The organism is Thiocystis violacea (assembly GCF_016583565.1).
Classification (GTDB): Bacteria; Pseudomonadota; Gammaproteobacteria; order Chromatiales; family Chromatiaceae; genus Thiorhodococcus; species Thiorhodococcus violaceus_A.
Map to the genome: position 1 here is coordinate 1 of NZ_NRRF01000057.1, position 20,674 is coordinate 20,674.

General features: G+C 65.3%; 23 protein-coding genes. 10 read left to right on the top strand and 13 right to left on the bottom strand.

The window, feature by feature from the left end; all coding sequences use genetic code 11:
- The 3 genes from CKO23_RS25310 to CKO23_RS18450 form a co-directional block, all read left to right on the top strand.
- Nucleotides 1-209 (top strand): hypothetical protein (locus CKO23_RS25310; protein ID WP_440870577.1); only part of this gene is annotated, 209 nt, incomplete at its 5' end.
- 174 nt (nucleotides 210-383) lie between these two features.
- Nucleotides 384-1,610 carry a hypothetical protein gene (locus CKO23_RS18445; protein ID WP_200333295.1) on the top strand — a complete coding sequence of 409 codons (1,227 nt, stop codon included), beginning with the start codon at nucleotides 384-386 and terminating at the stop codon, nucleotides 1,608-1,610.
- Between the two features lie 55 nt (nucleotides 1,611-1,665).
- A complete protein-coding gene (locus CKO23_RS18450) occupies nucleotides 1,666-2,058 on the top strand; it encodes a hypothetical protein (protein WP_200333296.1) in 393 nt (130 codons plus the stop codon).
- 138 nt (nucleotides 2,059-2,196) lie between these two features.
- Here CKO23_RS18450 and CKO23_RS18455 read toward each other — a convergent pair whose 3' ends face one another.
- The 4 genes from CKO23_RS18455 to CKO23_RS18470 form a co-directional block, all read right to left on the bottom strand.
- Nucleotides 2,197-2,724 (bottom strand): GNAT family N-acetyltransferase, encoded by a 528-nt coding sequence (locus CKO23_RS18455; protein ID WP_200333297.1) that lies wholly within the window; start codon nucleotides 2,722-2,724, stop codon nucleotides 2,197-2,199.
- On the bottom strand, nucleotides 2,721-2,990 hold the full coding sequence (locus tag CKO23_RS18460; RefSeq protein ID WP_200333298.1) for a type II toxin-antitoxin system TacA family antitoxin: 270 nt from the start codon (nucleotides 2,988-2,990) through the stop codon (nucleotides 2,721-2,723). Before CKO23_RS18460 ends, CKO23_RS18455 begins: the two co-directional genes overlap by 4 nt.
- A gap of 497 nt (nucleotides 2,991-3,487) precedes the next feature.
- Nucleotides 3,488-3,988 carry a hypothetical protein gene (locus CKO23_RS18465; protein ID WP_200333299.1) on the bottom strand — a complete coding sequence of 167 codons (501 nt, stop codon included), beginning with the start codon at nucleotides 3,986-3,988 and terminating at the stop codon, nucleotides 3,488-3,490.
- Between the two features lie 196 nt (nucleotides 3,989-4,184).
- On the bottom strand, nucleotides 4,185-4,784 hold the full coding sequence (locus tag CKO23_RS18470; protein WP_200333300.1) for a superoxide dismutase: 600 nt from the start codon (nucleotides 4,782-4,784) through the stop codon (nucleotides 4,185-4,187).
- A gap of 513 nt (nucleotides 4,785-5,297) precedes the next feature.
- On the opposite strand from CKO23_RS18470, the gene CKO23_RS18475 reads away from it, so the two are divergent.
- On the top strand, nucleotides 5,298-5,804 hold the full coding sequence (locus CKO23_RS18475) for a hypothetical protein (RefSeq protein WP_200333301.1): 507 nt from the start codon (nucleotides 5,298-5,300) through the stop codon (nucleotides 5,802-5,804).
- Nucleotides 5,805-5,837: 33 nt separating this feature from the next.
- Here CKO23_RS18475 and CKO23_RS18480 read toward each other — a convergent pair whose 3' ends face one another.
- The 6 genes from CKO23_RS18480 to mgtE all read right to left on the bottom strand — a co-directional run bounded on the left by CKO23_RS18480 (nucleotide 5,838) and on the right by mgtE (nucleotide 9,476).
- A complete protein-coding gene (locus CKO23_RS18480; RefSeq protein ID WP_200333302.1) occupies nucleotides 5,838-6,062 on the bottom strand; it encodes an acetyltransferase in 225 nt (74 codons plus the stop codon).
- A 63-nt stretch (nucleotides 6,063-6,125) separates the two neighbouring features.
- A complete protein-coding gene (locus CKO23_RS18485; protein ID WP_200333323.1) occupies nucleotides 6,126-6,284 on the bottom strand; it encodes an Entericidin EcnAB in 159 nt (52 codons plus the stop codon).
- A 100-nt stretch (nucleotides 6,285-6,384) separates the two neighbouring features.
- Entirely contained in the window at nucleotides 6,385-6,552 is a 168-nt protein-coding gene (locus CKO23_RS18490; protein ID WP_200333303.1) for a DUF1328 domain-containing protein, read from the bottom strand.
- A gap of 95 nt (nucleotides 6,553-6,647) precedes the next feature.
- Nucleotides 6,648-6,836: a CsbD family protein gene (locus CKO23_RS18495; protein ID WP_200333304.1), complete on the bottom strand. Its 189-nt coding sequence runs from the start codon at nucleotides 6,834-6,836 to the stop codon at nucleotides 6,648-6,650.
- A gap of 239 nt (nucleotides 6,837-7,075) precedes the next feature.
- On the bottom strand, nucleotides 7,076-7,558 hold the full coding sequence (locus tag CKO23_RS18500; protein ID WP_200333305.1) for a hypothetical protein: 483 nt from the start codon (nucleotides 7,556-7,558) through the stop codon (nucleotides 7,076-7,078).
- A 277-nt stretch (nucleotides 7,559-7,835) separates the two neighbouring features.
- A complete protein-coding gene (gene mgtE, locus CKO23_RS18505) occupies nucleotides 7,836-9,476 on the bottom strand; it encodes a magnesium transporter (protein WP_200333306.1) in 1,641 nt (546 codons plus the stop codon).
- Nucleotides 9,477-9,889: 413 nt separating this feature from the next.
- Here mgtE and CKO23_RS18510 point away from each other — a divergent pair, with 413 nt between their 5' ends.
- The 3 genes from CKO23_RS18510 (at nucleotide 9,890) to CKO23_RS18520 (ending at nucleotide 12,963) form a co-directional block, all read left to right on the top strand.
- A complete protein-coding gene (locus CKO23_RS18510) occupies nucleotides 9,890-12,142 on the top strand; it encodes a VTT domain-containing protein (RefSeq protein WP_200333307.1) in 2,253 nt (750 codons plus the stop codon).
- Nucleotides 12,143-12,218: 76 nt separating this feature from the next.
- Entirely contained in the window at nucleotides 12,219-12,701 is a 483-nt protein-coding gene (locus tag CKO23_RS26750) for an endonuclease/exonuclease/phosphatase family protein (protein ID WP_369408003.1), read from the top strand.
- On the top strand, nucleotides 12,634-12,963 hold the full coding sequence (locus CKO23_RS18520; RefSeq protein WP_200333309.1) for an endonuclease/exonuclease/phosphatase family protein: 330 nt from the start codon (nucleotides 12,634-12,636) through the stop codon (nucleotides 12,961-12,963). Before CKO23_RS26750 ends, CKO23_RS18520 begins: the two co-directional genes overlap by 68 nt.
- A 23-nt stretch (nucleotides 12,964-12,986) precedes the next feature.
- Here CKO23_RS18520 and CKO23_RS18525 read toward each other — a convergent pair whose 3' ends face one another.
- The 3 genes from CKO23_RS18525 to CKO23_RS18535 form a co-directional block, all read right to left on the bottom strand.
- On the bottom strand, nucleotides 12,987-16,334 hold the full coding sequence (locus CKO23_RS18525) for a bifunctional diguanylate cyclase/phosphodiesterase (RefSeq protein ID WP_207168608.1): 3,348 nt from the start codon (nucleotides 16,332-16,334) through the stop codon (nucleotides 12,987-12,989).
- 216 nt (nucleotides 16,335-16,550) lie between these two features.
- A complete protein-coding gene (locus CKO23_RS18530; protein WP_200333311.1) occupies nucleotides 16,551-17,354 on the bottom strand; it encodes a family 1 encapsulin nanocompartment shell protein in 804 nt (267 codons plus the stop codon).
- Nucleotides 17,354-17,740, bottom strand: a complete 387-nt coding sequence (locus CKO23_RS18535) for an encapsulin-associated ferritin-like protein (protein ID WP_200333312.1) — start codon at nucleotides 17,738-17,740, stop codon at nucleotides 17,354-17,356. Before CKO23_RS18535 ends, CKO23_RS18530 begins: the two co-directional genes overlap by 1 nt.
- 664 nt (nucleotides 17,741-18,404) lie before the next feature.
- Here CKO23_RS18535 and CKO23_RS18540 point away from each other — a divergent pair.
- The 3 genes from CKO23_RS18540 to CKO23_RS18550 all read left to right on the top strand — a co-directional run bounded on the left by CKO23_RS18540 (nucleotide 18,405) and on the right by CKO23_RS18550 (nucleotide 19,980).
- Entirely contained in the window at nucleotides 18,405-18,602 is a 198-nt protein-coding gene (locus CKO23_RS18540) for a hypothetical protein (RefSeq protein ID WP_200333313.1), read from the top strand.
- Between the two features lie 250 nt (nucleotides 18,603-18,852).
- Nucleotides 18,853-19,437, top strand: a complete 585-nt coding sequence (locus CKO23_RS18545; RefSeq protein WP_200333314.1) for an HdeD family acid-resistance protein — start codon at nucleotides 18,853-18,855, stop codon at nucleotides 19,435-19,437.
- 150 nt (nucleotides 19,438-19,587) lie between these two features.
- Nucleotides 19,588-19,980 (top strand): DUF302 domain-containing protein, encoded by a 393-nt coding sequence (locus tag CKO23_RS18550; RefSeq protein WP_200333315.1) that lies wholly within the window; start codon nucleotides 19,588-19,590, stop codon nucleotides 19,978-19,980.
- Nucleotides 19,981-20,674: the final 694 nt, after the last annotated feature.

Sequence of the window (20,674 nt, forward strand, 5' to 3'; positions counted from 1 at the left end):
GCAATGCGCTGGGCGGGCGCGAGCATCGCCTCGCCGAGTCCCGTGGGCAGAGCGCCGCGCCCCTGCCGGACAAGGCGTTGGTGGTGTTCGAGCCGGCGCTGGAGGTGATCACCTGGATGATCCCGCCCATACCCAAGAGCGCGCCATGCTCGCGCGTCTTGATGGCGCGATCGAGGCGGGGGATCTGTGGATCGCCGATCGTATCGTGACCTTCACAGCCATGGGGCGCAGATGCCAAGTCGATCGCCATCGATTACCTGCTGGAGATCTGGACCCGATGGGGGCTTTGGTTCGACTCCCAGGCGCTGTGGGATTGCCGTGTGCTTCTCCAAACCTTGGGAGCCGACCTCGATTGTGACGATGTCGCCCGCTTGGAGCCTTGGATGCTCGATCATTGGGAGCGATGGAATCCCTGGGATTCAGTAGATGGATCCGACAGGTCCGACAGCCGTTTCCGAGAGGCGCAATGGCATCGTTCGAAGCTGGGGATTCGCCAACTCTCGCTTTTGAGCGCCCTTCCGGATGCGAAGCTTTCTCCCATTGGTCGCCGCCGCTTGCGCGAGTTGGAACGCAAGGCGCGATCGATCGGATGGAGGCTGGAGGCCCCTCGGGGCACCCGTGGCGGGACGGTCATTTCTCCACTCCCGCAACAGGCGACGGAGCGAATGAGCGACGCCCGATGGTTGTCCGCGATTCGCGGGTATCGAGACGATTCGGGTAAGCAGTGGCTTGACAACTGCGTTCTCGGTGGCGCCAGACAGCTTGCCGGGGTACTCGAAGAGCGGACCAAGGTGCAGCCTGAACGTTTCGCCAGGCTCCTGCTCACAGTGCCGGAAGACGCCACCGAAGCGTACTACGAGGCGATCGTTCGTGGTCTGAAGGACGATGCCCTGCCGCTGGACCTCTTGGCTCGGGTCGCAGAGCGTGTGCATGATCGCCCTGGTCGTCCCCACGGACGTTGGCTTGCTCAGACCATTGCCAGTCATGGAGGCAGTCAGCTTTCGCCGGACCTGCTCGACATGATCGCCTGGTACGCGACCGAGGCATCGGACCCGGCGGAGGAGGGTTGGCGCAGCGATACGGCGGGTCAGGAGTCTGCTTTTGGCGGCGATCCCCGTTTTCACGGCATCAACAGCGTTCGAGGCAGCGCAGCGCAGGTGATCGCGACACTCATCGCCCAGGATGTCGCCTACTGGGAGTACTTCACGCCAGTCTTGGAGCCTATGGTCGATGATCCGTCGGTTGCCGTACGGACCTGCGTGGCCGATGCCTGTATCCAGGTACTGAGATACGACCGTCCGCGCGCGATCCGGCTCTTCCTGCGGCTTTGCGACAGTGACGACATCTTGCTCACCGCCCGATCGATCGAGGATTTCATTTACTACACAGCGACTAAAGAACTCGAATCGATTCGGCCTATCCTTGAGCGCATGCTGGAATCGCCCCAAGCGGCGGCGAGGCAGGCGGCTTCCAGGCAGGCTACCTTGGCTGCTTTGTCGCTCGAAGAGGCGCGACCTCTGGCAGATACCGCGCTCAACGGCGACGCTGAAATGCGCCAAGGCGTCGCCGAAGTACTGGCGTTCAACGTTCAACGTGCTGTCAGCGCCTGACCAGCGCTACGCTCAGTCACGCCTCATTGGGTTATTCGCAGATCCGGATGCCGCAGTGCAACGAAGTGCTGGCGACTGGACGGAGCGGCTCAAGGACGCAACGGATGACGAGTCGCTTGCCGAGCTGCTGACGGCATACATCGAGAGTCCCGCATTCGCGCTGACCGTGAGCGGTTTCTTCGGGAGACTTGACAGGGCGGCATGCGTATCACCCTACCTCCTGTTTCGCGCTGGGCGACGATTTGTCGATGCAGTCGGAACCGATGCCGGCAACATCGCTGGTACGAACGCTCATGCCGCCATGACACTGAGTGAGCTGATCTTGCGTGCCTACCGTCAGGCCGAGAACGCTCCGGACCTGCGCCGAGAGTGCCTGGACCTGTTCGACCGGCTGTTGGAAGCGGGCGGTTACGGCGCCGACAAGGCTGTCGAGGCATTCAGCCGATGAGGGTTCTGCGAGGGGCGCGCGCAGTCCACGAGCCAGACAATTGCAGTCGGCTCGCCGTTCGGCGGCCATCATCCGCGCCTGGAACATAGCGGATCCGGTTGCCGATCCTGACTACTTACTCCGGATCCTAAGCGTCTGTCAGCAACCCGTCGCCATGGCCTGAAGCTGGCTCCAGCTCAGGAAAAGTCTGTAGTTGTGACCAGGAAGCGGGCAGAAATCCCAGCGCTGGTAGAACCTCAGTGCCTTGTCGTCGATGCAGTCGAGGATCACGGCGACGAAGGGAAAGATCTGGCCGGCGTCGTAGCTATCTCTCAGTGCCTGGGCGAGGAGGCGGCGCCCATGACCTTGACCCTGATCGCCCTCGCGAACCCCAAGCCAGGCCAGGACGGCCACCGGTAGATTGCGCCGCGGCAGGCGTCGGAAGAGCTTCGGCGGCAGGTCGGCGAAATCGACTTGCGCGGTCGCAAGCGTATAAAACCCGGCAATGGCCCCGACCGGATCGATCAGGACCTTGGTTGCTGAAAGGTGCTTTTCTTGATTCTGCAGCGCCTTGTTCGCCAGCCAATCATCGACCTCCTCCTGGCCGCTGTGGAATGCAGACCTTGGTGGGTGATCCCGCCGCAGTGGCTCGATGCGGTATCCGGGAGGTAAACGGACGGCGGTCATTCGCCGCGCATCAGTCCGCCGAGTGCCTGCTGCGCTGCGGTGAGGGCTGTCGGCTCCTGTAGCGCCTGCCAGAATTCCTGCTGCTCGGCCGGCGTCAAGGCAATGACCTGCTGCTCCGCGGCCTGGATCTCGCGACGGGCTTGGGCGACCACGACCGAGCGGACGTAGTCGCTCAGACTGACATGGCGCATCTCCGCCGCACGTACGACGAACGTCTTGCTGTCCGGGTCGAGGCGGACCATGAGGTTGGTGGACGCGTGGGCCATGAAGAAGTCACCATGCTGACGATGTGATGCGGAAACGTATAACGCTTTGCAGTACGTTGCAAGGAATCAAGGTCCGACCGGGTCCGGTGGCCGCAAGTCTCATAAGATCACCTGGCGTGCACAGGTACTTGCTTTCCGAGATTGTGTGCAGGCCGACTCTGCAGTTCGGTGGCCGGTCGCTGGTTGTCGGTTTCCGGCGCTCAATCTTGCTCCGGCACACCTCCACTTTCCCCGTGTAATGCCGATTTTTGTTACATCCCTCGCAAAGCCCGGATACGCTGATCAGACGGGCATGTAACACCATGTGGAGGGAGTATTTCTGTCCGGGTGTAAACAAGCGCGAGCACGCCCCTTCGATCGGGCCCGCCAAGACGGTGGGCCCGATCACGCGAACGCGTCGCCTGCAGTCTTGCCCGAAGAGCGCGCCGGTGATGCTGCGCGAGAGACAGAGCGCGGTCGGTCGGCTGGTCCGAGCGCCCGCGACGGCGTCGCGTCATTCAGCGAGCGTCCGCCTTGGGTCTTCGAGGTTCCGGGAGCTGCTTTTCTGCGTGGCTGCTGAGGCGCAGGTAGAGGGCGAGCGAGACCATCATGAGGGAGACGATGCCAAGGAGGAAGGCCGGATAGACGAGCAGGGAGAGATCCTGGCTGCCCGCGCCGAGGACGAAAATCAGGGCCTCCAGCGTCACGGCGATAATGATGATCACGAAGAACTTCGTCAGCGTCTCGCGCGCCTCGGTCGCTGAGCGCAGCTCGCGGTCGCGCAGCACCTCCTCTTCCATCAGATACTTGGCGACGTCGAAGACAGCCAGCGACACCACCACCAGACCGATGCCGTCGAGCATGGCGTACTTGAGCGGTTCGCTGGCCTCCGCGGCGTGCCAGACATCGAATCCGGCGACGGCGATCATCGCGAGACTGATCGCCGTCAGGGCAAGGCTGGCGAGACCGTAGAGGATCCGCGTCAGTAGGTGATAGGTCGAGGTCAGTCCTTTCATCATCTCAGTGCTCGAAATCGATGGCATCAACGTCCGGCGCTCGCGCGACGATCGCGGCCGCGGCGTGGCCGCGCCACCGCATGCGTCGGCGGGTCGGTGAGGCGTCGCCGAGGCTGTTGGAAGCGGTCAGCGCTCATCCTGGGCGGGTGGGGGGCAGGCGGAATGGGCAAAGACCCTTGCCCTTGCCCATGGGTCTCGTTCAGGGCTCGAAGGGTGCGCCGCGGTTGAAGTTCGTGGCGGCGAAGTCCCAGTTCACGAGCTGCCAGAAGGCATCGATGTAGTCCTTCTTCTGGTTGCGGTAGTCGACGTAGTAGGCATGCTCCCAGATGTCGCAGGTCAGGATCGGCAGCTTGCCATCGGTGATCGGGTTGCCCGCGTTACCGCGGGACTCGACGCTGAGCGTGCCGTCACTGTCTCTAGCGAGCCAAACCCAGCCCGAGCCGAACAGCGTCGTCAACTGACTCGAGAATTCCTGACGCAAGGCATCGGCGCCGCCGAAGTCCCGGTCGATCGCGGCCGCCAGATCGCCTCGAGGATCGCCGCCGCCGTCCGGGCGAAGGCAATTCCAGAAAAAGGCATGGTTCCAAGCCTGGGCGGCGTTGTTGAAGATGCCCCCGTGGGCCTGGGCCACGATGTCGGACAGGGCCGCGTCGCCGAACACCGTTCCTTTGATCAGGGCATTGAGCTTGTCCACATAGGTCGCGTGGTGCTTGCCGTGATGCAGCGACAGGGTTTCGCTGGACATGCGTGGCTCGAGGGCGTCCGCGGGGTAGGGGAGATCGGGCAGGCGATGTGACATGAGGCGGCCTCCTAAGGGTGTTGGTCGAGGGTTCACGGCGACGCTGCGCGAGCGGTGTGCTCACTCGGTGGCTCGGTCGGAACTCGTCGCGAAGATCCGGTGCGCTTTGCACTGAATCGCTTGAGTAGACGCAAGAGGTGCGCCAGCCGTTGGTGGGCGATGCCGACGGCACCGGACTTGCGGCGGCGCGCCCACGAGAAGCGCATGGCCACGGTGTCCGCCGATACGGGTGTCGTGATGCTCCCTGGACAACGGCAAGGCGTCGGGGCAAAACCACAGCCGGCGGTGCAAAGGCCCCACTGCCCTCGCCGTGGAGCGTCAGTCCTGCGGACCGGTCTCCGGGCCGGCTTGGTTGGCATGTGGTGTGCGTCGGTTTGAGGGGGCTCTGGGGAGCCCTCTGCATTCCGGTTCTTGCGCCATCTGGAGTCGATCCTTGCCCGGACCGCGAATGTCATTTGAACGCTTGCGTGCGGCACGATGCGCAGACGCGATCGGATCGGAATCCGCACGCGCATGACGGAGAACACCATGATGACGAACATCTACCTGAGGGCGCGGACGTTCGGAAAGGTCCGCCGGCTTATCGACGAACTCTTGGGCGAGGGCGTCGAGCCGGCGCGGATCTGCGTCCATGCCGCGGGCAAGCCGCGAGAGGCCGATCTCGCAGTGACGCTGATCATCCATCGGACGTGGGCGCGGGCGCTGGTCGAAGGCGGCATCCTTGGCGCCCTGTTCGCCAGTCCGATCACTGCCGCGCTGTGGCTGATCGGCGACGTCCCATTCGCTGTGTCGGTGTTCGTCCTTGGGGCGGGCGTGGGCGGCGTGTTCGCCGCGCTGCGAGCCAGAATCGCCAATCGCGACATTGCGCCGCAGTTCAACGCCTTGCGCCGTGGCGAGTTGCTGCTCGTTCTTGCTGGCGATCACGCCGCCATCGGCGCGATCCAAGACCGGATCAAGGCGCGCCATCCCGAGGTTGCGGTGCTGGGATCGGACCCCGCCGGAACCCCACCGTTTCCCTGAGGCCAGCCATCTCAGTCGCCCGTCCTCCGGGCGTCATCCTCGCGCGATCTCCTCATCACAGTAGTGGACGTCCGTCCAGCAGCGCGGCAGCGGTTCGCCGGATGGGAAGACCAGGGCGGTCTTCGGAAAGGACTCCGGCTCCTGCGCCTCCTCGCCCTGGTGGAAACGTCCGATCACCTCCGCGTGCAGCGGGTTGATCAGATCGGTCAGCGCGAGAACCTCGATCAGTTTCCCGTTCTCTCGGTGTTGAATAAACATCTTACCTCCGGCGATCTGAAGCGAAGCGATGCGCGGCCCGCGCGACGCCCGGGCCGCCGACCCTCAATAGCCCTTCTCGCGTTCCGCGGACTTCTCGAGACCACCGCCGGCGGCCCCGAGGTCTTCGCCGACGCCGGCCATGGTGTTACAGCCGGTCAGCGCGATCGTCAGCGGGAACAGCAGCAAGAGCAACCAGGTCGATTGGGTGATGACATGCCTCATGATGTCTTTCCTCCACGCACGGATACTGGTGTGTCGTAGCGGCTTTGCGGTCGGCTTCCCGGCCAACCCCAAGCCAGCCGGAGAGCTTGGGCAAAGCTGCTCAGGGAACCCGCGAACCGCGTCCGCGAATGAAGAAGATCGCCGCGAGCACGAGACCGACCACGAAGAGGATCCAAGCGATCTGGGTCGCGACACCGGCAACCCCCGAGGCGCCGAACGCCCCGGCGACGATGCCAACGATAAGAAAGACGAGAGCCCACTGCATCATGATGTTTCTCCTCGGATCGAGTTTGATTTCAGACGTGGCTAGACGGCTGTGTCGCCCAGGGCTTCCCGAGCCATCCCTGGCGCAGGCGATGACGATCAACTCATGTCGTCAAGCTGCTTCATGGCTTCTTCCTTGGTGATGCCGTACTTCTCTTGCAGGCTGCCGACGAGCTTGTCGCGCTCACCGTCGATCAGGGCCAGGTCATCGTCCGTGAGTTTGGCCCAGCGCACCTTCAGCTCGCCCTTGGCTTGCTCCCAATTTCCGCGGATCTGCTCCCAGTTCATGGTCGTCTCCCGACCGGTCATGACCGGCCTGTTGAGGTGGATGTGCGGTGATGCGGCATGGGCTGAACGGCAAAGTCGATGCCGGCGCCGATCACCTGGGTACGCGAGACCAGGATTCGGCAGGGCGCCGTCAGTCGGGCGCAGAATCCCCGCCGAGCGATTGCAAGCCCCCGCGCGCGATCGCTCCAATCCTGGTGTGCTTCCGGGCGCGCCGCTCGGGCGCACCGCGGGCTCGGGGGCTATTGCTCGGAATCGAAGGCTTTAACGCTGTCGTCCCAAGCCTCAGCCAGTGCCTGGTAGGCCTTCGCGAAGCCTTCCTTGATCTCGTCCCAGGCACTGTCGGAGCTGGTCTTCATGCTGCCGTACCACTCGGCGACCTGGGTGCGGCGCTCGCGCAGGGCCTTCATGCTGGCCTGCGCCTTCTCGCGGGCGGCTTTGCTCATGCTGTCCCAGTTGTCGTCGAGGCGAGTCTGTAGCGTATCGATGCGTTTGTCGGCGGCGTCGAGCGCCGCCTTGGTGGCTTCGACCGCCTCTTGGCGCTGATCGGCGCCGTAGGCCTTGAGCGATTCGAGCAGGTCTTGGGTGTCCTGCTCGATCGCCTCGGCCGAGGGGGTCTGGGTGTCGCGTGTCGTCGCATCATCGGCCGTTTCGGCTTGGCTCATCGCGTTCAGCGTGAACAGCGCGAGGAAGAGTGCGACGCTCATGGGGATCATCGGTTTCATGCGGCGTTCCTCAGGGTGGAGGTGGTCAGGAATGGCGAAATTTCGATGGGATGGGCGTTAGCCCAGGAGATGGGCGCGACGCCTCGGCGCGCGTCATCTCGAAAGAGATTGAGCAAACCCAATGCCAATCGCGCCGCGCCCAAGCGCCCGTGGGCGTGGCGGCTCGATTCGCGGCCGCTTGGCGTGCCCGGTTGGGGGATAGCGACCGATGATGGGCTCAAATGCCCCGCTGTCGACGCGCTCTGGATGGCCGCGAGCGGCGAACTCGCCCCGTCGGCTAGAGCAGGATGAGTGTCGCGAGTCCCAGGAAGGCGAAGAAGCCGACGATGTCGGTCACTGTCGTCAGCACCACGCTGCCGGCCAGGGCAGGGTCGATGCCGAGGCGGCGCAGGAGCAGCGGGATGACGACCCCGGAGATCGCCGCGCAGATCAGGTTGAGGAGAATGGCCACGGCAATGATGCCGCCGATGGCCCAGTTACCGAACCAGAGGATGGCCAGGGCCGCCACCACCAGCGCCCACAGCAGGCCGTTCAGCAGTCCGATCCCGGCCTCCTTCAACAGCAGGATGCGGGTGTTGCCCCCGGCGAGCTGGCCGGTCGCCAGCCCGCGGATGACCAGCGTGAGCGTCTGGCTGCCGGCGATGCCGCCCATGCTGGCGACGATGGGCATCAGCACCGCGAGCGCCACCACCTGCTGCAGGGTGCCCTCGAAGAGGCCGATGACCCAGGCCGCCAGGAAGGCGGTGATCAGATTGATGCCGAGCCAGACCGCGCGCCGCCGGCTGCTGGCCAGCACCGGGGCGAACATATCCGTTTCCTCGTCCAGGCCCGCCATGCCCATCATCGCGTGCGCGGCCTGCTCGCGGATGACGTCGACCACGTCATCGATGGTGATGCGCCCCAGCAGCCGGCCCTGCGCATCCACCACCGGGGCGGAGGTCAGATCCTGCTCCTCGAAGCGGCGCGCCACCGCGTCGCTCGGCTGGTCCGCCGGCACCGGCTCGACGTCGGTCTCCATCAGGTCCGAGACCGGCGTCTCGGGGCGTGCGGTCAGTACGCGGCGCGCGCGCAGGATGCCCTGATAGTGATGCTTGCGGTCGATGACGAAGAACTTGTCCGTGTTCGAAGGCAGGTCTTCGCGCAGCCGCAGATAGCGCAGCAGGGTGCCGACGTTGATGTTGGCGCGCACCGCGATCTGGTCCATGTTCATGAGGCCGCCGGCGCTGTCCTCGGGATAGGACAGCATCGACTGCAGGCGCTCGCGCTCGCGCCGGTCCATGGCCTCCAGGATCTGGCGGCCGGTGGCCGTCGGCAGGTCCTGGATGAGATCGACCAGGTCATCGGCCTCGAGCCCGCGCGCGGCCTCGACCAGATGCTCCAGGTCCATCTCCGCGGCCAGACCCCGCCGCACCTCCTCGTGCAGATGGCGCAGGACCTTGGCGGTGCGCTCGCTGTCGATCATGTCCCAAGCGGCAGCGCGCTCGGTCGCCGGGAGTGATTCCAGCAGTCCAGCGATGCGCGCCGGGTGCAGCTTGCGGAACAGGCGGGCGATGCGCTTGAGCTTGCCCTGGTCCAGCGCCTCCAGGACCAGACGCAACTGGGTTTCCGGCTCGTCTTCCATCGGGGTGTCGGCGCCGCCCGCGCCGGCGTCGGCCTCGAGGTCGCGCGCAAGCCGTACCTGCAGCGCGCTGGACAGATGCGCGAGCACCTTGGTCTCCGTGCGCGCATCGATCTGGTGCCAGGCGGCCATCCGCTGCGGCGGCGTGAGTGTCTCCAGCAGGCTCGCGATCTTCGCCGGATGCATCCTCTTGAGCAGGCTGCGCGCGCGCTTACCCTGGTCGTGCGCGAGCATTGCGCGCAGACGTTCGATCTCGGTTGCGATCAGGTCGTTTGAATCCGGCTGGGGGTCTCGTTTCAAAGATATCGTCCGATTGGGTTGTCGATTGACGGCGTGCCGACGACGCATCGAGCACGCTCAGCGCGCGAATGCCATGGCAGCGATAACAGATGGTGCCTCTCAAGCGAAGTTCGTGCCCGAGGCGAGGCAGGCTCGGGCGCCATAACTCCCTCCGCGCCCCGCTTCAATCGGTTGAAATGCACCCATGTCGGTGCGGGGCATGGTGCGAATGCCCCGCACCGCCGATTGTCAGGCGCGTCTTGAGACAGGTCGGCCCGCCTTCTTCGCTCAAGGGCGCACTTCTGGCGCCTTCTTTGCACCGGTCAGTCCGAAAATCCCTTTGCGGGCCGGGCATGCCACGTTCGGACCGCCGCGGACCGACCCTTCAAATCAAGCGCGAGCCGATGCGAACGAGGCACCCGCTGGAGCAATCGATGGAAGACGTGCTACCCGCGACCCCAAGCGACCATGATCGACGGCCCACATTCGAGCTCGAGGCCGGCAGGAACTGCTGGCGCATCGCGCACGCCAAACGGGTGGCGGCATGTGTGGACGGCGAGCGCTATTTCGCTGCTCTGCGACGCAGCCTGATCGGCGCGCGCCGCTGCATCGCCATCTCCGCCTGGGACATCCATAGCCGTGTCGAGCTGGTGCGCGGCGACGGCGAGGAGGCCGCCAGCGACGACGCCTTACCGACAGCGCTCGGCGCACTCCTGATCGCCTTGTTGGAGCAACATCCAGATCTTTCGGTGTCGCTGCTGCTCTGGGCGCATGCGCCCATCTACGCGCTGGAGCGCGAGGCTTCGTTGCTCGGCGATGACCCCTGGCCGGCCCATCCGCGCCTGCATCTGATCATGGACAACGCCCATCCGGCCTTGGCGAGTCAACACCAGAAGCTGGTCCTGATCGACGGGCGGATTGCCTGGTGCGGCGGCTTCGACCTCAGTCAATGGCGGTGGGACACCAGCGCCCACGTCTCTGACGATCCGCGTCGGCGCGACCCCAACGGTGAGCCCTATCCGCCGTACCACGACGTTCAACTGCTCGTCGACGGCGATGCGGCGTTGGCGCTGCTGGCGCTGTTTCGGGAGCGCTGGCAGCGCGCCGGCGGTCGGCTGTCCGACGCCTTGCGCGACGCGCCAGACGCGAGCGCGCGCCGGGTGGACCTCGATCCCTGGCCCTGCGGAATCACCCCCATGCTGCGCGACCAGTGCGTCGGCATCGCGCGCACCCTTCCCGAATACGATGGCCGCGCGGAGGTGCGCGAGTCCGAGCGGCTCTATCTGGACATGATCGCGAGCGCCCAGGAACTGCTCTACGTCCAGAATCAATACCTGACCGCGCGGACCATCGCCGACGCCCTGTGCCGTTCACTCGCGCAACCACGGGGGCCGCACCTGGTCATCATCCTGCCGCGCCAGACGGGTCACTGGCTGGAGCAGCACACGATGGACATCCTGCGCGCGCGGATCCTGGCGCGCTTGCGCGATGCCGACGATCACGGACGCCTGCGGGTTTACTCTCCGGAGGTTCCTGGGCTCGGCGATGCCTGCATGATGGTCCACTCCAAGCTGATGATCGCCGACGATCGCGTGCTCCGCGTCGGATCATCGAACCTGAGCAACCGCTCCATGGGCCTCGATAGCGAGTGCGATCTGTGCGTTGTTGCCGACAACGAGCAGACGCGCGCGACCATCGCCGGGTTTCGGCGCCGCTTGATCGCCCAGTTCCTTGCGCTGCCGCCGGATGCCGTCGCCCGCGCCGAGCAGCGCGCGGCGCGAACGGGTGGCGGGGTGACCGAAGCCATCGAGCAGTTACGCGCCGCCGACGCGAGCGGGCGTGAGCTGCCCGCCGGGTCGGAGCCGCGTCACGACGGACCCCGATTGGTGGAGCTGGACGGACGGGCGGACCCGGAATGGGATCGACAACTGCCGGACGCGCGTCTGATCGATCCGGACCGGCCCTTGGCCCCGCAGCGGGTCGCGGACATCGTCGTCGGCAAGGAGAATACCCCGCATCTGCGGCGTCGACTGCTGATCGGCGGCGGCCTGCTGCTGCTCTTCCTAGCGCTGGCGGCGGCCTGGCGCTGGACACCGCTCGGCGTCTGGATGGATCCGCATCTGCTCGCCGACGCGGCGCGCGGTCTGGGCCGCAGCCTCTGGGGTCCGCCGGTGGCCGCGGCCGGCTTCAGCCTGGCCGCCGTGGCTGGGGTGCCGGTGACCTTTCTGATTCTAGTGACGTCGCTGATCTTCGAGCCCTTCACCGGCGCCTTGGTGGCGATGGCCGGATCGCTGCTGTCGGCGCTGGGCGGTTACGGGATCGGTGCCTACGCCGCGCGCGATACCCTTGAGCGGATGGCGGGCGGCGCCCTGGAGCGATTGAGCCGACGCCTGGCCCACCGCGGCATCCTGACGGTGATGACGGTCCGTATCGTGCCGGTCGCGCCCTTCGCGGTGCTGAACCTCATTGCCGGTGCGTCCCATGTCCGGCTGCGGGACTTCCTGATCGGAACCCTGCTGGGCATGACGCCCGCCATCCTTGCCATGGCAGTGTTCGCCGAGGGGCTGGTCGCCCTGCTCGGTCAGGCCAGTCCGCGCTCGGTGGCGCTGGTGCTGTTTGGTCTGCTCGCGCTCATCGGGCTGGCCTGGCTGGGCCGGCGGATGCTGCGGCGGGAGCAGGGCGCTTGAGCGATCGGCAAGCGGCGTCGGCGGATACGGGAAAGACCACTGGTCGAGGGGCGCGGCGATGAGCCTCGCGCAACCCATGCTCAGGGTCGCCACCTACAATATCCATCGCGCCCAAGGACGCGATGGACGTCTGGATCCGCGCCGCATCGCCGAGGTGATCCTGTCGCTCGATGCCGATCTGGTGGCGCTGCAGGAGGTGGAGACGCCGCATGCACCAGCTCCCATCGCCTTGCTCAGCCAGCTCATCGAGCAGGGGTATGCGCCCGTCCTGGGTCCGACGATGCGCTCCGACGCCCACCACTATGGCAATGTCTTACTGACGCGGTTACCGGTGCGTCAGCGCGCGCGCCTGGATCTGAGCCGACCCGGGCGTGAGCCGCGCGGCCTCATTGATGTCCGGCTCGGATTTGACCGGCCCAGACCGTGCCGAGCCCGATGGCCTTGTCGGGCGCTCACTGCACTGCCTGGCAACGCACCTCGGGCTCAGCGCGGTGGAACGGCGGGCTCAGATCGCGCGCATCGCCGCGCGTCTCGATGCGATCCGACAAGGCTCAGGTGATAGGACGCCGGTGATTCTGCTCGGCGACTTCAATGAATGGTACCCAAGCCGACGTTTGAAACCCCTTGATGCGCGTCTCGAGCGAGTCGTGCGCCGGGCCACCTGGCCCACGCGCTGGCCGCTGCTGGCGCTGGATCGGATCTGGTATGGTGGACCGCTCGAGCTGGAGGCCAGTGGGGCGGTTCGCACCCGCCAGACGCGCCTGGCCTCCGACCATCTGCCCTTGATGGCACGCTTCCTTGTGTCGCGCCAACGCGGATGAGCCGCTCGCGCTGGATGCTCAGGCTAGCCGCGCGTCGCCGAGGCGAGCCGTTCTTCCAGCTCCTCGGGAGGCGCCGGCCGGCCGTACAGATAACCTTGGACCTCCTGGCACCCCCGCTCTTGGAGAAAACGCGCCTGCTCTGGCGTTTCCACGCCTTCGGCGATCACGGTGAGTTTCAGGCTCTTCCCCATGGCGATGATGGCGGCCGAGATGGCCATGTCATCGGCGTCGCTCGGGATGTCGCGCACGAAGGATTGATCGATCTTGAGCTTGTGGATCGGGAGCCGCTTCAGATAGCTCAACGACGAGTAACCGGTGCCAAAGTCGTCGATCGACAGGGTCACGCCCAAGTCGCGAATGGCGTCGAGCTGTGCGATCGCCGCCTCGGCTTGCGCCATGATGAAGCCCTCGGTGACTTCCAGCTCCAAGCGCTTGGCTGGAAGACCGGTTTCGGCGAGGATCCGCGCGACCTTCGCGGCTAGGTTGCCGCGCTTGAGCTGAGGGCCGGCCACGTTCACGGCGATGCGACCGACCTCCAGCCCGCGCTCCAGCCACTTGACGCCTTGCCTGCAGGCGGCGTCTAGGACCCAGTCGCCAAGGCGATGGATCAACCCGATGTCCTCGGCGATCGGGATGAACTCCCCGGGACTGATCTCGCCGCGCTCGGGATGTGGCCAGCGGATCAATGCCTCGAGGCCAATCAAGCATCCGGAGGCCAGATCCAGTTGGGGCTGGTAGACGAGGCGGAATTCCTCGCGGGCGAGTGCCTGGCGTAGGCCATTCTCCAGCCAGATCCGTTTTGTGGCGTCGCGGGTGAGGGCTTGCGTGTAGAACTGATAGTTGTCGCGGTCCTCGCGCTTGGCGCGGTGCAGGGCGGCGTCGGCGTTGCGCAGCAGGGTCGCTGGATCCTGACCATCGCGCGGATAGAGGGCGATCCCCGCGCTGGCGGACACTGTCAGCCGGCGCTGATCGAGGCTGTAGGGCTGCGCGACGGAGGCGAGTAGTTCTTCGGTGGCCCGTCCCACGCTTTCCGGGGATCCGATGTCCTCGAGCAGGAGCACGAACTCGTCGCCGCCGATCCGGGCTAGGGTATGGTCGCGGGGGAGCTGCTGCGTCAAGCGTGTGGCGACCGCCTGCAGGAGCCGATCTCCGATCGGATGACCCAGGCTGTCGTTGATGTGCTTGAAGTGGTCGAGATCCAGGAAGAGTACCGCGAGCGTTCGATGCTGTCGCTCGGCCCGCCTGAGCGCCTGCGCGAGACGCTCGTCGAGCAAGAGACGGTTGGGCAGGTTGGTCAGGGCATCATGCTGGGACAGGTGGTGCAACTGCGCTTCGTACTTCTCGAAGACGCTGGCGACGCGCCGCCGATGCTGCTCATCGCGCACGCGCTCGGTGATGTCCTGCATGACGCCTGTCAGTTTCAAGGGTCGACCCTTGGCATCCAGATGCCGGCGAGCCTTGCAGTGGATCCAGCGCTGCTCACCGTCCTGGCGGTAAATGCGGTAGTCGATTGCGTGCTCCTTGCCCTCGTGGATGGCGGCCTGGTATGAGGCATCGACCGCGGGCCAATCGGCCGGGTCGATCATCGTGGCGAGCCGCTCGGGGGTCATCATCTGGTTGGCGCTGACGCCGAAGATGCGGTAGACCTCGTCGGACCAACTGAGCTGATCGCGGGCAATGTCCAGTTCCCAGTGCCCCAGGTGCGCGATGCGCTCTGCCTCGAGCAAGCGATTCTCGCTCTCGCGGACCTGATCGAGAAGCAGATGGCTCGAGAGCGCGGAGGCGACCCGCTCTGCGCTGGCCTGAAACAGCCGTCGCTCCACCGCGGTCCATGGGCGTGGATGCGCGCACTGATGGATGCCCAGTATCCAGGGATCCCCAATCTCTGGACGCAAGGCCATCATCATGCGGCTTTGAACGCCGAAGCGATCCAGGTACTCAGGCGGTTCCGCGATGTCTTGGGCGTGCAGGATTGTGGTGCCGTCATTGGCAAGCGCGAGGCGCATCATTTCGGCTGTGAACCCATCAATGGGCACCTCGCTACCCTCGGCGAAGGCCCCGGGGAACTCAGGGCGCGTGGATTCCACGCGAATCTGGAAGCTGGCTGCGTGCGGATCACAGGGATAGAGCAGCCAGGCGCGGTCGGCCTCGAAGACCTCCAGGATAAGATCGGTCAGGCTGCGTAGCGGCTCCTTCGGCGAGCGCTGCTCAACGAGGGTCCGCGACAGCCGGTCGAGGTTCTCCAGATACCAGGTATGCTCCCGATTCCGCCGGGCCGCGGCCTGCCGGTCGAGCGCCGCGGCGAGAATCGCTCCAAGGGTGCGTAAGAGCCGCCCATCGGGCGCTGTCCAAACCGCACTCGGTTTCGCGGTCTCGAAGCTCGCCGCGCCCAGCAGACGGCCCTCCCTGAGGATGGGAACGAGCACCAGCGTTTGGAGATCCTGCTGACCCATGAAGACCACCAGGGGCGCCAGATCGCCGGCCGGGTCGCGAGACGTCGAGAGGTGCAGGATCTCGCCACGTCTCAGGCGTGCGAGCGCGCCACGAAGCATCTCTGGATGCGCCTGTAGCACGGGTGTTTGGTGCTTGGGTGGACTCTGAGCTGACCAGGGATGGCTGCCGCTCAACGCGCCGTTGTCATCCACGCGGATCAACAGGCCGCAGTTGGCCGCCATCACATGACCGATGCATTGCAATGACTGACCGATCGCTGAATCCAAGGTTTCGTCACTGGACTGGACCAGTCGCGTCGCGGCATCGGCCAGAGCCGCTTCGAGGGCGAGGCGGTCATGCAGGTCTTGCTCGGCTTCCTTGCGCGCGGTGACATCCATGACCACGCCGACCAGGCGACACGCCTGGCCCGAGGCGTCGCGCTCGATGTCGCCCAGTGCCGCGACCCAGGCGATTTGGCCATCGGGCTTGAGGATGCGAAATTCGATATCGTGCCCCTTGCCCTCCTTGAGGCAGTCACGCAGGTTATCCCGCCAGCGTTGCTGGTCGTCGGGATGCACCCGCGCCTCGACGGCGTCGAGGGTAGGCTCGAGCGCCTTTGACTCCTCACCCACGATCACCCTCACCTCCGGTGACCAGTAGACCTGATCAGTCCCCAGGATCCATTCCCAGACGCCAACGCCCGAGAGGCGTTGCGCGGTCCGGCTGCGTGCCTCACTCGCGCACAGTTGACGATAACTGAGTCGGAGCAGCCAATAGAGCCCAAGGCTGGTCAGGGCGACGAATAATCCACCCTTGAGACTTTGCAGCCAAGCCATCGCATCGGCACTCGCACCGAGTGCCGCCATGAGCCGATCGGACACCAGTATCCATAGCAGGCTGGCGAGGAAATAGGTGGCGGCGACACGCAATGCCGCCATCTTCGATGAATCCCGACGTCCATCGGATCGATAATCTGGCTGCTCGGACATTGGGCGAACCTCATGAGATGGAGGGGCAATCCCGGTCGCCGTGGTTGCGCGCAGGGTGCAGGTCCGCACCGGCGTCCGATCCTGGCCAGTCGATAGAGCCCGATCCGCGGCGTGAGTTTCGATTTGCGGCCCGGATGCCGTCGCTGACGATCGCCGCTGCCCCCTTCAGACCTCCTCCAGGGTGCAGATGGCCGCCGGCGCGTCGAGCAGAAGGGCCAAGCTCTCGGACACGAAGAGCCGCAGATGGACGCCGTCGCTGGCCGCGAAGCCGACCCGCAGATCCTGGCCGATCTTGAGGTCTCCGGCACGCGTATCGAGCAGCACGGCGCCCTGGATCGGCGCCTTGAAGACCCCGCCCTGACAGAGTCGGCGCAGGTGGTCGAGCTGGAGCATGTCCGAGCCCTGGTAGCGGCGGAACAGGGCGTTGTAGCGCGATGGCGAGAGCGCCAGGACATAGGGGCCGTTGAAGCCCTGGGCGTCGAGCCGCTCGACGCCAGCGAGGACATCGTTGAGCGCCTGCTCGACGGCGGACCAATCATGCAGCGGTTGTGTGTCGCGACCGTCGACCGTCATCAGGCCGGGCAGGGCGAGCGTGCCGAGGCCGTGATAGATGAGGTCTTCCTCGCGCCGGGCCACCGCCTCGGCGGCGTCCTCAACCGGCCGCAGATCGAGCGGCAATCCCAGCCGGAGGTGTCCCTCGACACGCCGAATGCTGAGCTTGAAGGGTTGTTGCAGCATCGGCACCGAGAGCGAGCGGCTGCCGACGATGCTCGCCAGGTCGCTGTCACCGCCGTCGAGGCAGGCCTCTTCGCCGAGTTCGAGACTGGTCAGACCGACCCCAAAGGGTCCATCGACCCCCAGAAAGCGGCGCGCCGTGAGCAGTCGCTTGGCAGCCTCGATTGCGGTGTTGTCGATCAGGTTCCAGAGTTCATCCGGGATGCCGGTGGAGGTGCGGTTGTGTGCGTGCATTAGGGATGCTCCTTCAGGCTGCCGATCGTGAAACCTTCACTGTCGGCGGGGGGTTCTTCAGGCTGGGGTTGTGGATCTTGCGTTGCCGGTTCCTCAACGTCGGTGATCGGCGCTTGGGAAAAGAGGTCGTCGCGTAGATGACCGGCGAAGCTCGGATCGCGTCGGCGCAGCCACTCCAGCAGCATCGCCGCATGCTCGATCTCCTCGCGCCGGTTGTGCTCGAGCACGGCGCGCAAGTCCTCGTCGAGGCAGGCCTCGGCGCGCTGCTGGTACCAGTCGACGGCCTCCAGCTCTTCCTGCAGCGAAACCAGCGCGCGGTGCATGTCCCGCGCCGTTGTGCTCAGTGTTTCCGGCGCTTCGTGCAGTCCTTCCGATGAGCCTGGCATGGCGAACCCCCATGGTTGTTTCGTGTGTCGATGGTTCCGAGCCGTCTTGCGATTGCCTGCGACTCGGCTCGGTGGCGCGCATCAGATCAATGGCCCGCAGCTTGCGGGTCCCCAGAGCGCGACAGTGATACGCTCAGATCCCAGCGCGGTATTCGGGATAACGATCATTGGCCGTTCGGTCATGACCTCAACAAGAAGAATGCCAACAGCGCTTGCAGGGGCGTCGGCGAAGCGATCGGCACGCACCGACGCCGCCGAGCGCACAGCCTCAGACGCGCGCGCGAAAGCCGCGTCCCATGGGTTCGAAAGGCCACGCCAGGGAGCACCACTCACTGGTGCATTTGAGCCGACCGACGGTTGAAAAGACCCGACTGAAAGCCGCTTGGCTGCGCATCCTCCTGGCGTCTCGACGCCCGATGCGTATCCATGCCTCTCGCGCCGCCCGAATTCATCCTCGGAGAGGAAATGGCATGCACTGTGCTGAAGAGGCAGGGTAGGGGCGGAATCGGCGATCAAGAAGCGCGTTTCGCCACTCGCCTCGCACGCTTGGAGGGAGCCATTCGGCCCGAGCGCGATGGGGTATTTTGAAGATGACCCAAACTGACACGGAGAGATCTCGATGAAGACGATAAGCAGGAAACGACTCGCAATCCCGGTCGCAGCCTTGCTGACCTTGACGCTGACGGCATGCGGCGATTCAGACGATGGAGCCGCCGAGCAGATGGGAGAAAAGCTCGACCGCGCGGCCGAGCAGGCAGGTGACAAGGTCGACGCTGCCGAGAGCTCGATGTCGCGCGCGCTGGAGAAGGCTGGCGATCAGGTGGAAGAGGCTGGAGATCGCGTGGAGAGCCGCACCGACTAAGCCATTTTCGCGTCGTCTCGATATCGTCCTAACGTGCATTGAGGCATGCCGAGGTCCCGGACGATGAAACGCCTTGGCTGTTTCGGTCATGGCTCCGGATCGAGTGGACGTCCATCCAAGCCGTCTCGGGCGGCAGGATGCCCTCAGGCGGCTTTCGGGCAGAGAAGTCACCGCGCTTGGCCTTGAGCGGGTGCCGATATCCGGCTCGCGACCGCTGGATTTCGCATACTCAGGATCAGGAGACGCAACCATGAGTCAATCCGCGATCGTTAAAGACAATCCCGTCCTCTATGGCGAGCTGCCTCACAACTGGGGCTGGCTACTGGGTCTTGGCGTCGTGTCGGTCTTGCTCGGCGTCATCGGGCTGGGGATGACGTTCTGGCTCACGCTCGCGGGCGTGCTGATGTTCGGCGTGCTGCTGGCGTTCGGCGGGGGCCTGCAGCTGTTCGATGCCTCCAAATGCAAGGGCTGGCGGAGCATCCTGGCGCACAGCGGGATCGCCCTGGTCTATCTGATCGCCGGTTTGATGATGATCCTCGACCCTGTCGGCGGGGCCATCGCGCTGACACTGGTGCTGGGTATTGCCTTACTTGCCGCAGGCTCTCTCCGGCTGGTCATCGCCTTTCAGCACCGCGACGAGAACGGCTGGAAATGGGCCGCCGGCGGTGGCGCGCTGTCCTTACTGCTCGGCGTGCTCGTCCTGCTGCAATGGCCGGTGTCAGGCTTTTGGGTGATCGGTCTGGTGATTGCGGTGGAACTGCTGATCAACGGCTGGACGGCGATCTTCCTCGGGCTTGTGGCGCGGCGGGTGAATGGCGCCGGGGCGAGGACCTGATGGGCTCGTTGGGTCTTGTGGCAGGCGCGAGCACCGCGCAAAGACGGTTGAGTTTTCTGGGCGCGGGCGGCGAGGCTGTGTGCAGGCTGGTGATGCCTCACGGAGCTCTCGACTCATTGAACCGCGTTCGTCATTTGGGAGGAAGACGCAATGTATGGTTTCGCCGTTGATGTGGAGTTTGGGTTCGACGACGCCGTCGAGCGTGTGACCCAGGCATTGAAGTCAGAGGGCTTCGGCGTGCTCACTGATATCGATGTGCAAGCGACGCTGAAGTCGAAGCTCGGGCTCGATAAGGGGCCATACCGGATTCTGGGTGCCTGCAACCCACCGCTCGCCAACCAGGCACTGGACGCGGAGCCCGACATCGGGCTGCTGCTGCCCTGCAACGTCGTGGTCCGCGAGGATGCCCAGGGTAAGACCCGCGTCGCCTTCATGGATCCGAAGTCCGTATTGGATCTGGTCGACAATCCGCGGGTGGACAAGGTTGCGGCGGCGGTACGTGAACGGCTCGACCGGGTCGCCGCGTCGCTCGCCCGCTTCTGAAGCTGTCAGCGGGTCCTGACGCTGCTCGTTGCGCCTCAACCGGACGTTGAAGCGGGAGCGCACGTGCCGCCTGGCCAGTTATCGGCGCATCTTCAAGCTCGGCGTTATAGGCGTCCCTTTGCGCACTCGAACGAGCGCTGCGCCAGGTGGCCGACGAAGGCGAAGGATGCCAGCGCCTCGCCTTCGGCTCGGGGATGCTCCCGTACTGTTGGATCGGCGGGCTTATGATCTCCTGCCGGGCATGGTGGAGGGAATGCCGCCGGTTGACTCCATTGAGTTCGATGATGTCAGGTTCTGTCGAGGGCACCGAGGTGGAGTCCAATCCGTGAGGCACGACGCCGAGCGGCCCCGGGTAGGTGTGGGCGCGGGCGTAGCGCCGCAGTGACGAAGGGGCGCAGTCCCGAAGGCGCGTAGGGGATATGCAGAGCGCATCCCGCACACCGGTGCGACACGAGGTCGCGCCCATTCGTCGTAGGGACTTGGCGCAGGCGCGAAGGGCCGCAGCCGAGTCCCGGAGCGGGACGAACCCCGGCTGAGAAGGTTGTCGCCCTGCACGAGTGCTGTCGGCGAGGGATCGACCCGACAGGTATCACGAGGGCAGACGCGACACTCCGGGTTTACCAGCATGGCGTTCATGCGAGTCCTCTGGCCCACGGTGAAATACGAGGACGTCTACCTCAAGGGCTATGCCAGC

Excerpts from the sequence above, each read along its gene's own strand:
- CKO23_RS18475 (WP_200333301.1), top strand. The coding sequence starts at position 5,298 with ATGACGGAGAACACCATGATGACGAACATCTACCTGAGGGCGCGGACG.
- CKO23_RS18485 (WP_200333323.1), bottom strand. The coding sequence starts at position 6,284 with ATGAGGCATGTCATCACCCAATCGACCTGGTTGCTCTTGCTGCTGTTC.
- CKO23_RS18460 (WP_200333298.1), bottom strand. The coding sequence starts at position 2,990 with ATGGCCCACGCGTCCACCAACCTCATGGTCCGCCTCGACCCGGACAGC.
- CKO23_RS18455 (WP_200333297.1), bottom strand. The coding sequence starts at position 2,724 with ATGACCGCCGTCCGTTTACCTCCCGGATACCGCATCGAGCCACTGCGG.
- CKO23_RS18445 (WP_200333295.1), top strand. The coding sequence starts at position 384 with ATGCTCGATCATTGGGAGCGATGGAATCCCTGGGATTCAGTAGATGGA.
- CKO23_RS18545 (WP_200333314.1), top strand. The coding sequence starts at position 18,853 with ATGAGTCAATCCGCGATCGTTAAAGACAATCCCGTCCTCTATGGCGAG.
- CKO23_RS18495 (WP_200333304.1), bottom strand. The coding sequence starts at position 6,836 with ATGAACTGGGAGCAGATCCGCGGAAATTGGGAGCAAGCCAAGGGCGAG.
- CKO23_RS18480 (WP_200333302.1), bottom strand. The coding sequence starts at position 6,062 with ATGTTTATTCAACACCGAGAGAACGGGAAACTGATCGAGGTTCTCGCG.
- CKO23_RS18490 (WP_200333303.1), bottom strand. The coding sequence starts at position 6,552 with ATGATGCAGTGGGCTCTCGTCTTTCTTATCGTTGGCATCGTCGCCGGG.
- CKO23_RS18500 (WP_200333305.1), bottom strand. The coding sequence starts at position 7,558 with ATGAAACCGATGATCCCCATGAGCGTCGCACTCTTCCTCGCGCTGTTC.
- CKO23_RS18525 (WP_207168608.1), bottom strand. The coding sequence starts at position 16,334 with ATGGCGGCATTGCGTGTCGCCGCCACCTATTTCCTCGCCAGCCTGCTA.
- CKO23_RS18465 (WP_200333299.1), bottom strand. The coding sequence starts at position 3,988 with ATGATGAAAGGACTGACCTCGACCTATCACCTACTGACGCGGATCCTC.
- CKO23_RS18510 (WP_200333307.1), top strand. The coding sequence starts at position 9,890 with ATGGAAGACGTGCTACCCGCGACCCCAAGCGACCATGATCGACGGCCC.
- CKO23_RS18550 (WP_200333315.1), top strand. The coding sequence starts at position 19,588 with ATGTATGGTTTCGCCGTTGATGTGGAGTTTGGGTTCGACGACGCCGTC.
- CKO23_RS18470 (WP_200333300.1), bottom strand. The coding sequence starts at position 4,784 with ATGTCACATCGCCTGCCCGATCTCCCCTACCCCGCGGACGCCCTCGAG.
- CKO23_RS26750 (WP_369408003.1), top strand. The coding sequence starts at position 12,219 with ATGCTCAGGGTCGCCACCTACAATATCCATCGCGCCCAAGGACGCGAT.
- CKO23_RS18535 (WP_200333312.1), bottom strand. The coding sequence starts at position 17,740 with ATGCCAGGCTCATCGGAAGGACTGCACGAAGCGCCGGAAACACTGAGC.
- CKO23_RS18530 (WP_200333311.1), bottom strand. The coding sequence starts at position 17,354 with ATGCACGCACACAACCGCACCTCCACCGGCATCCCGGATGAACTCTGG.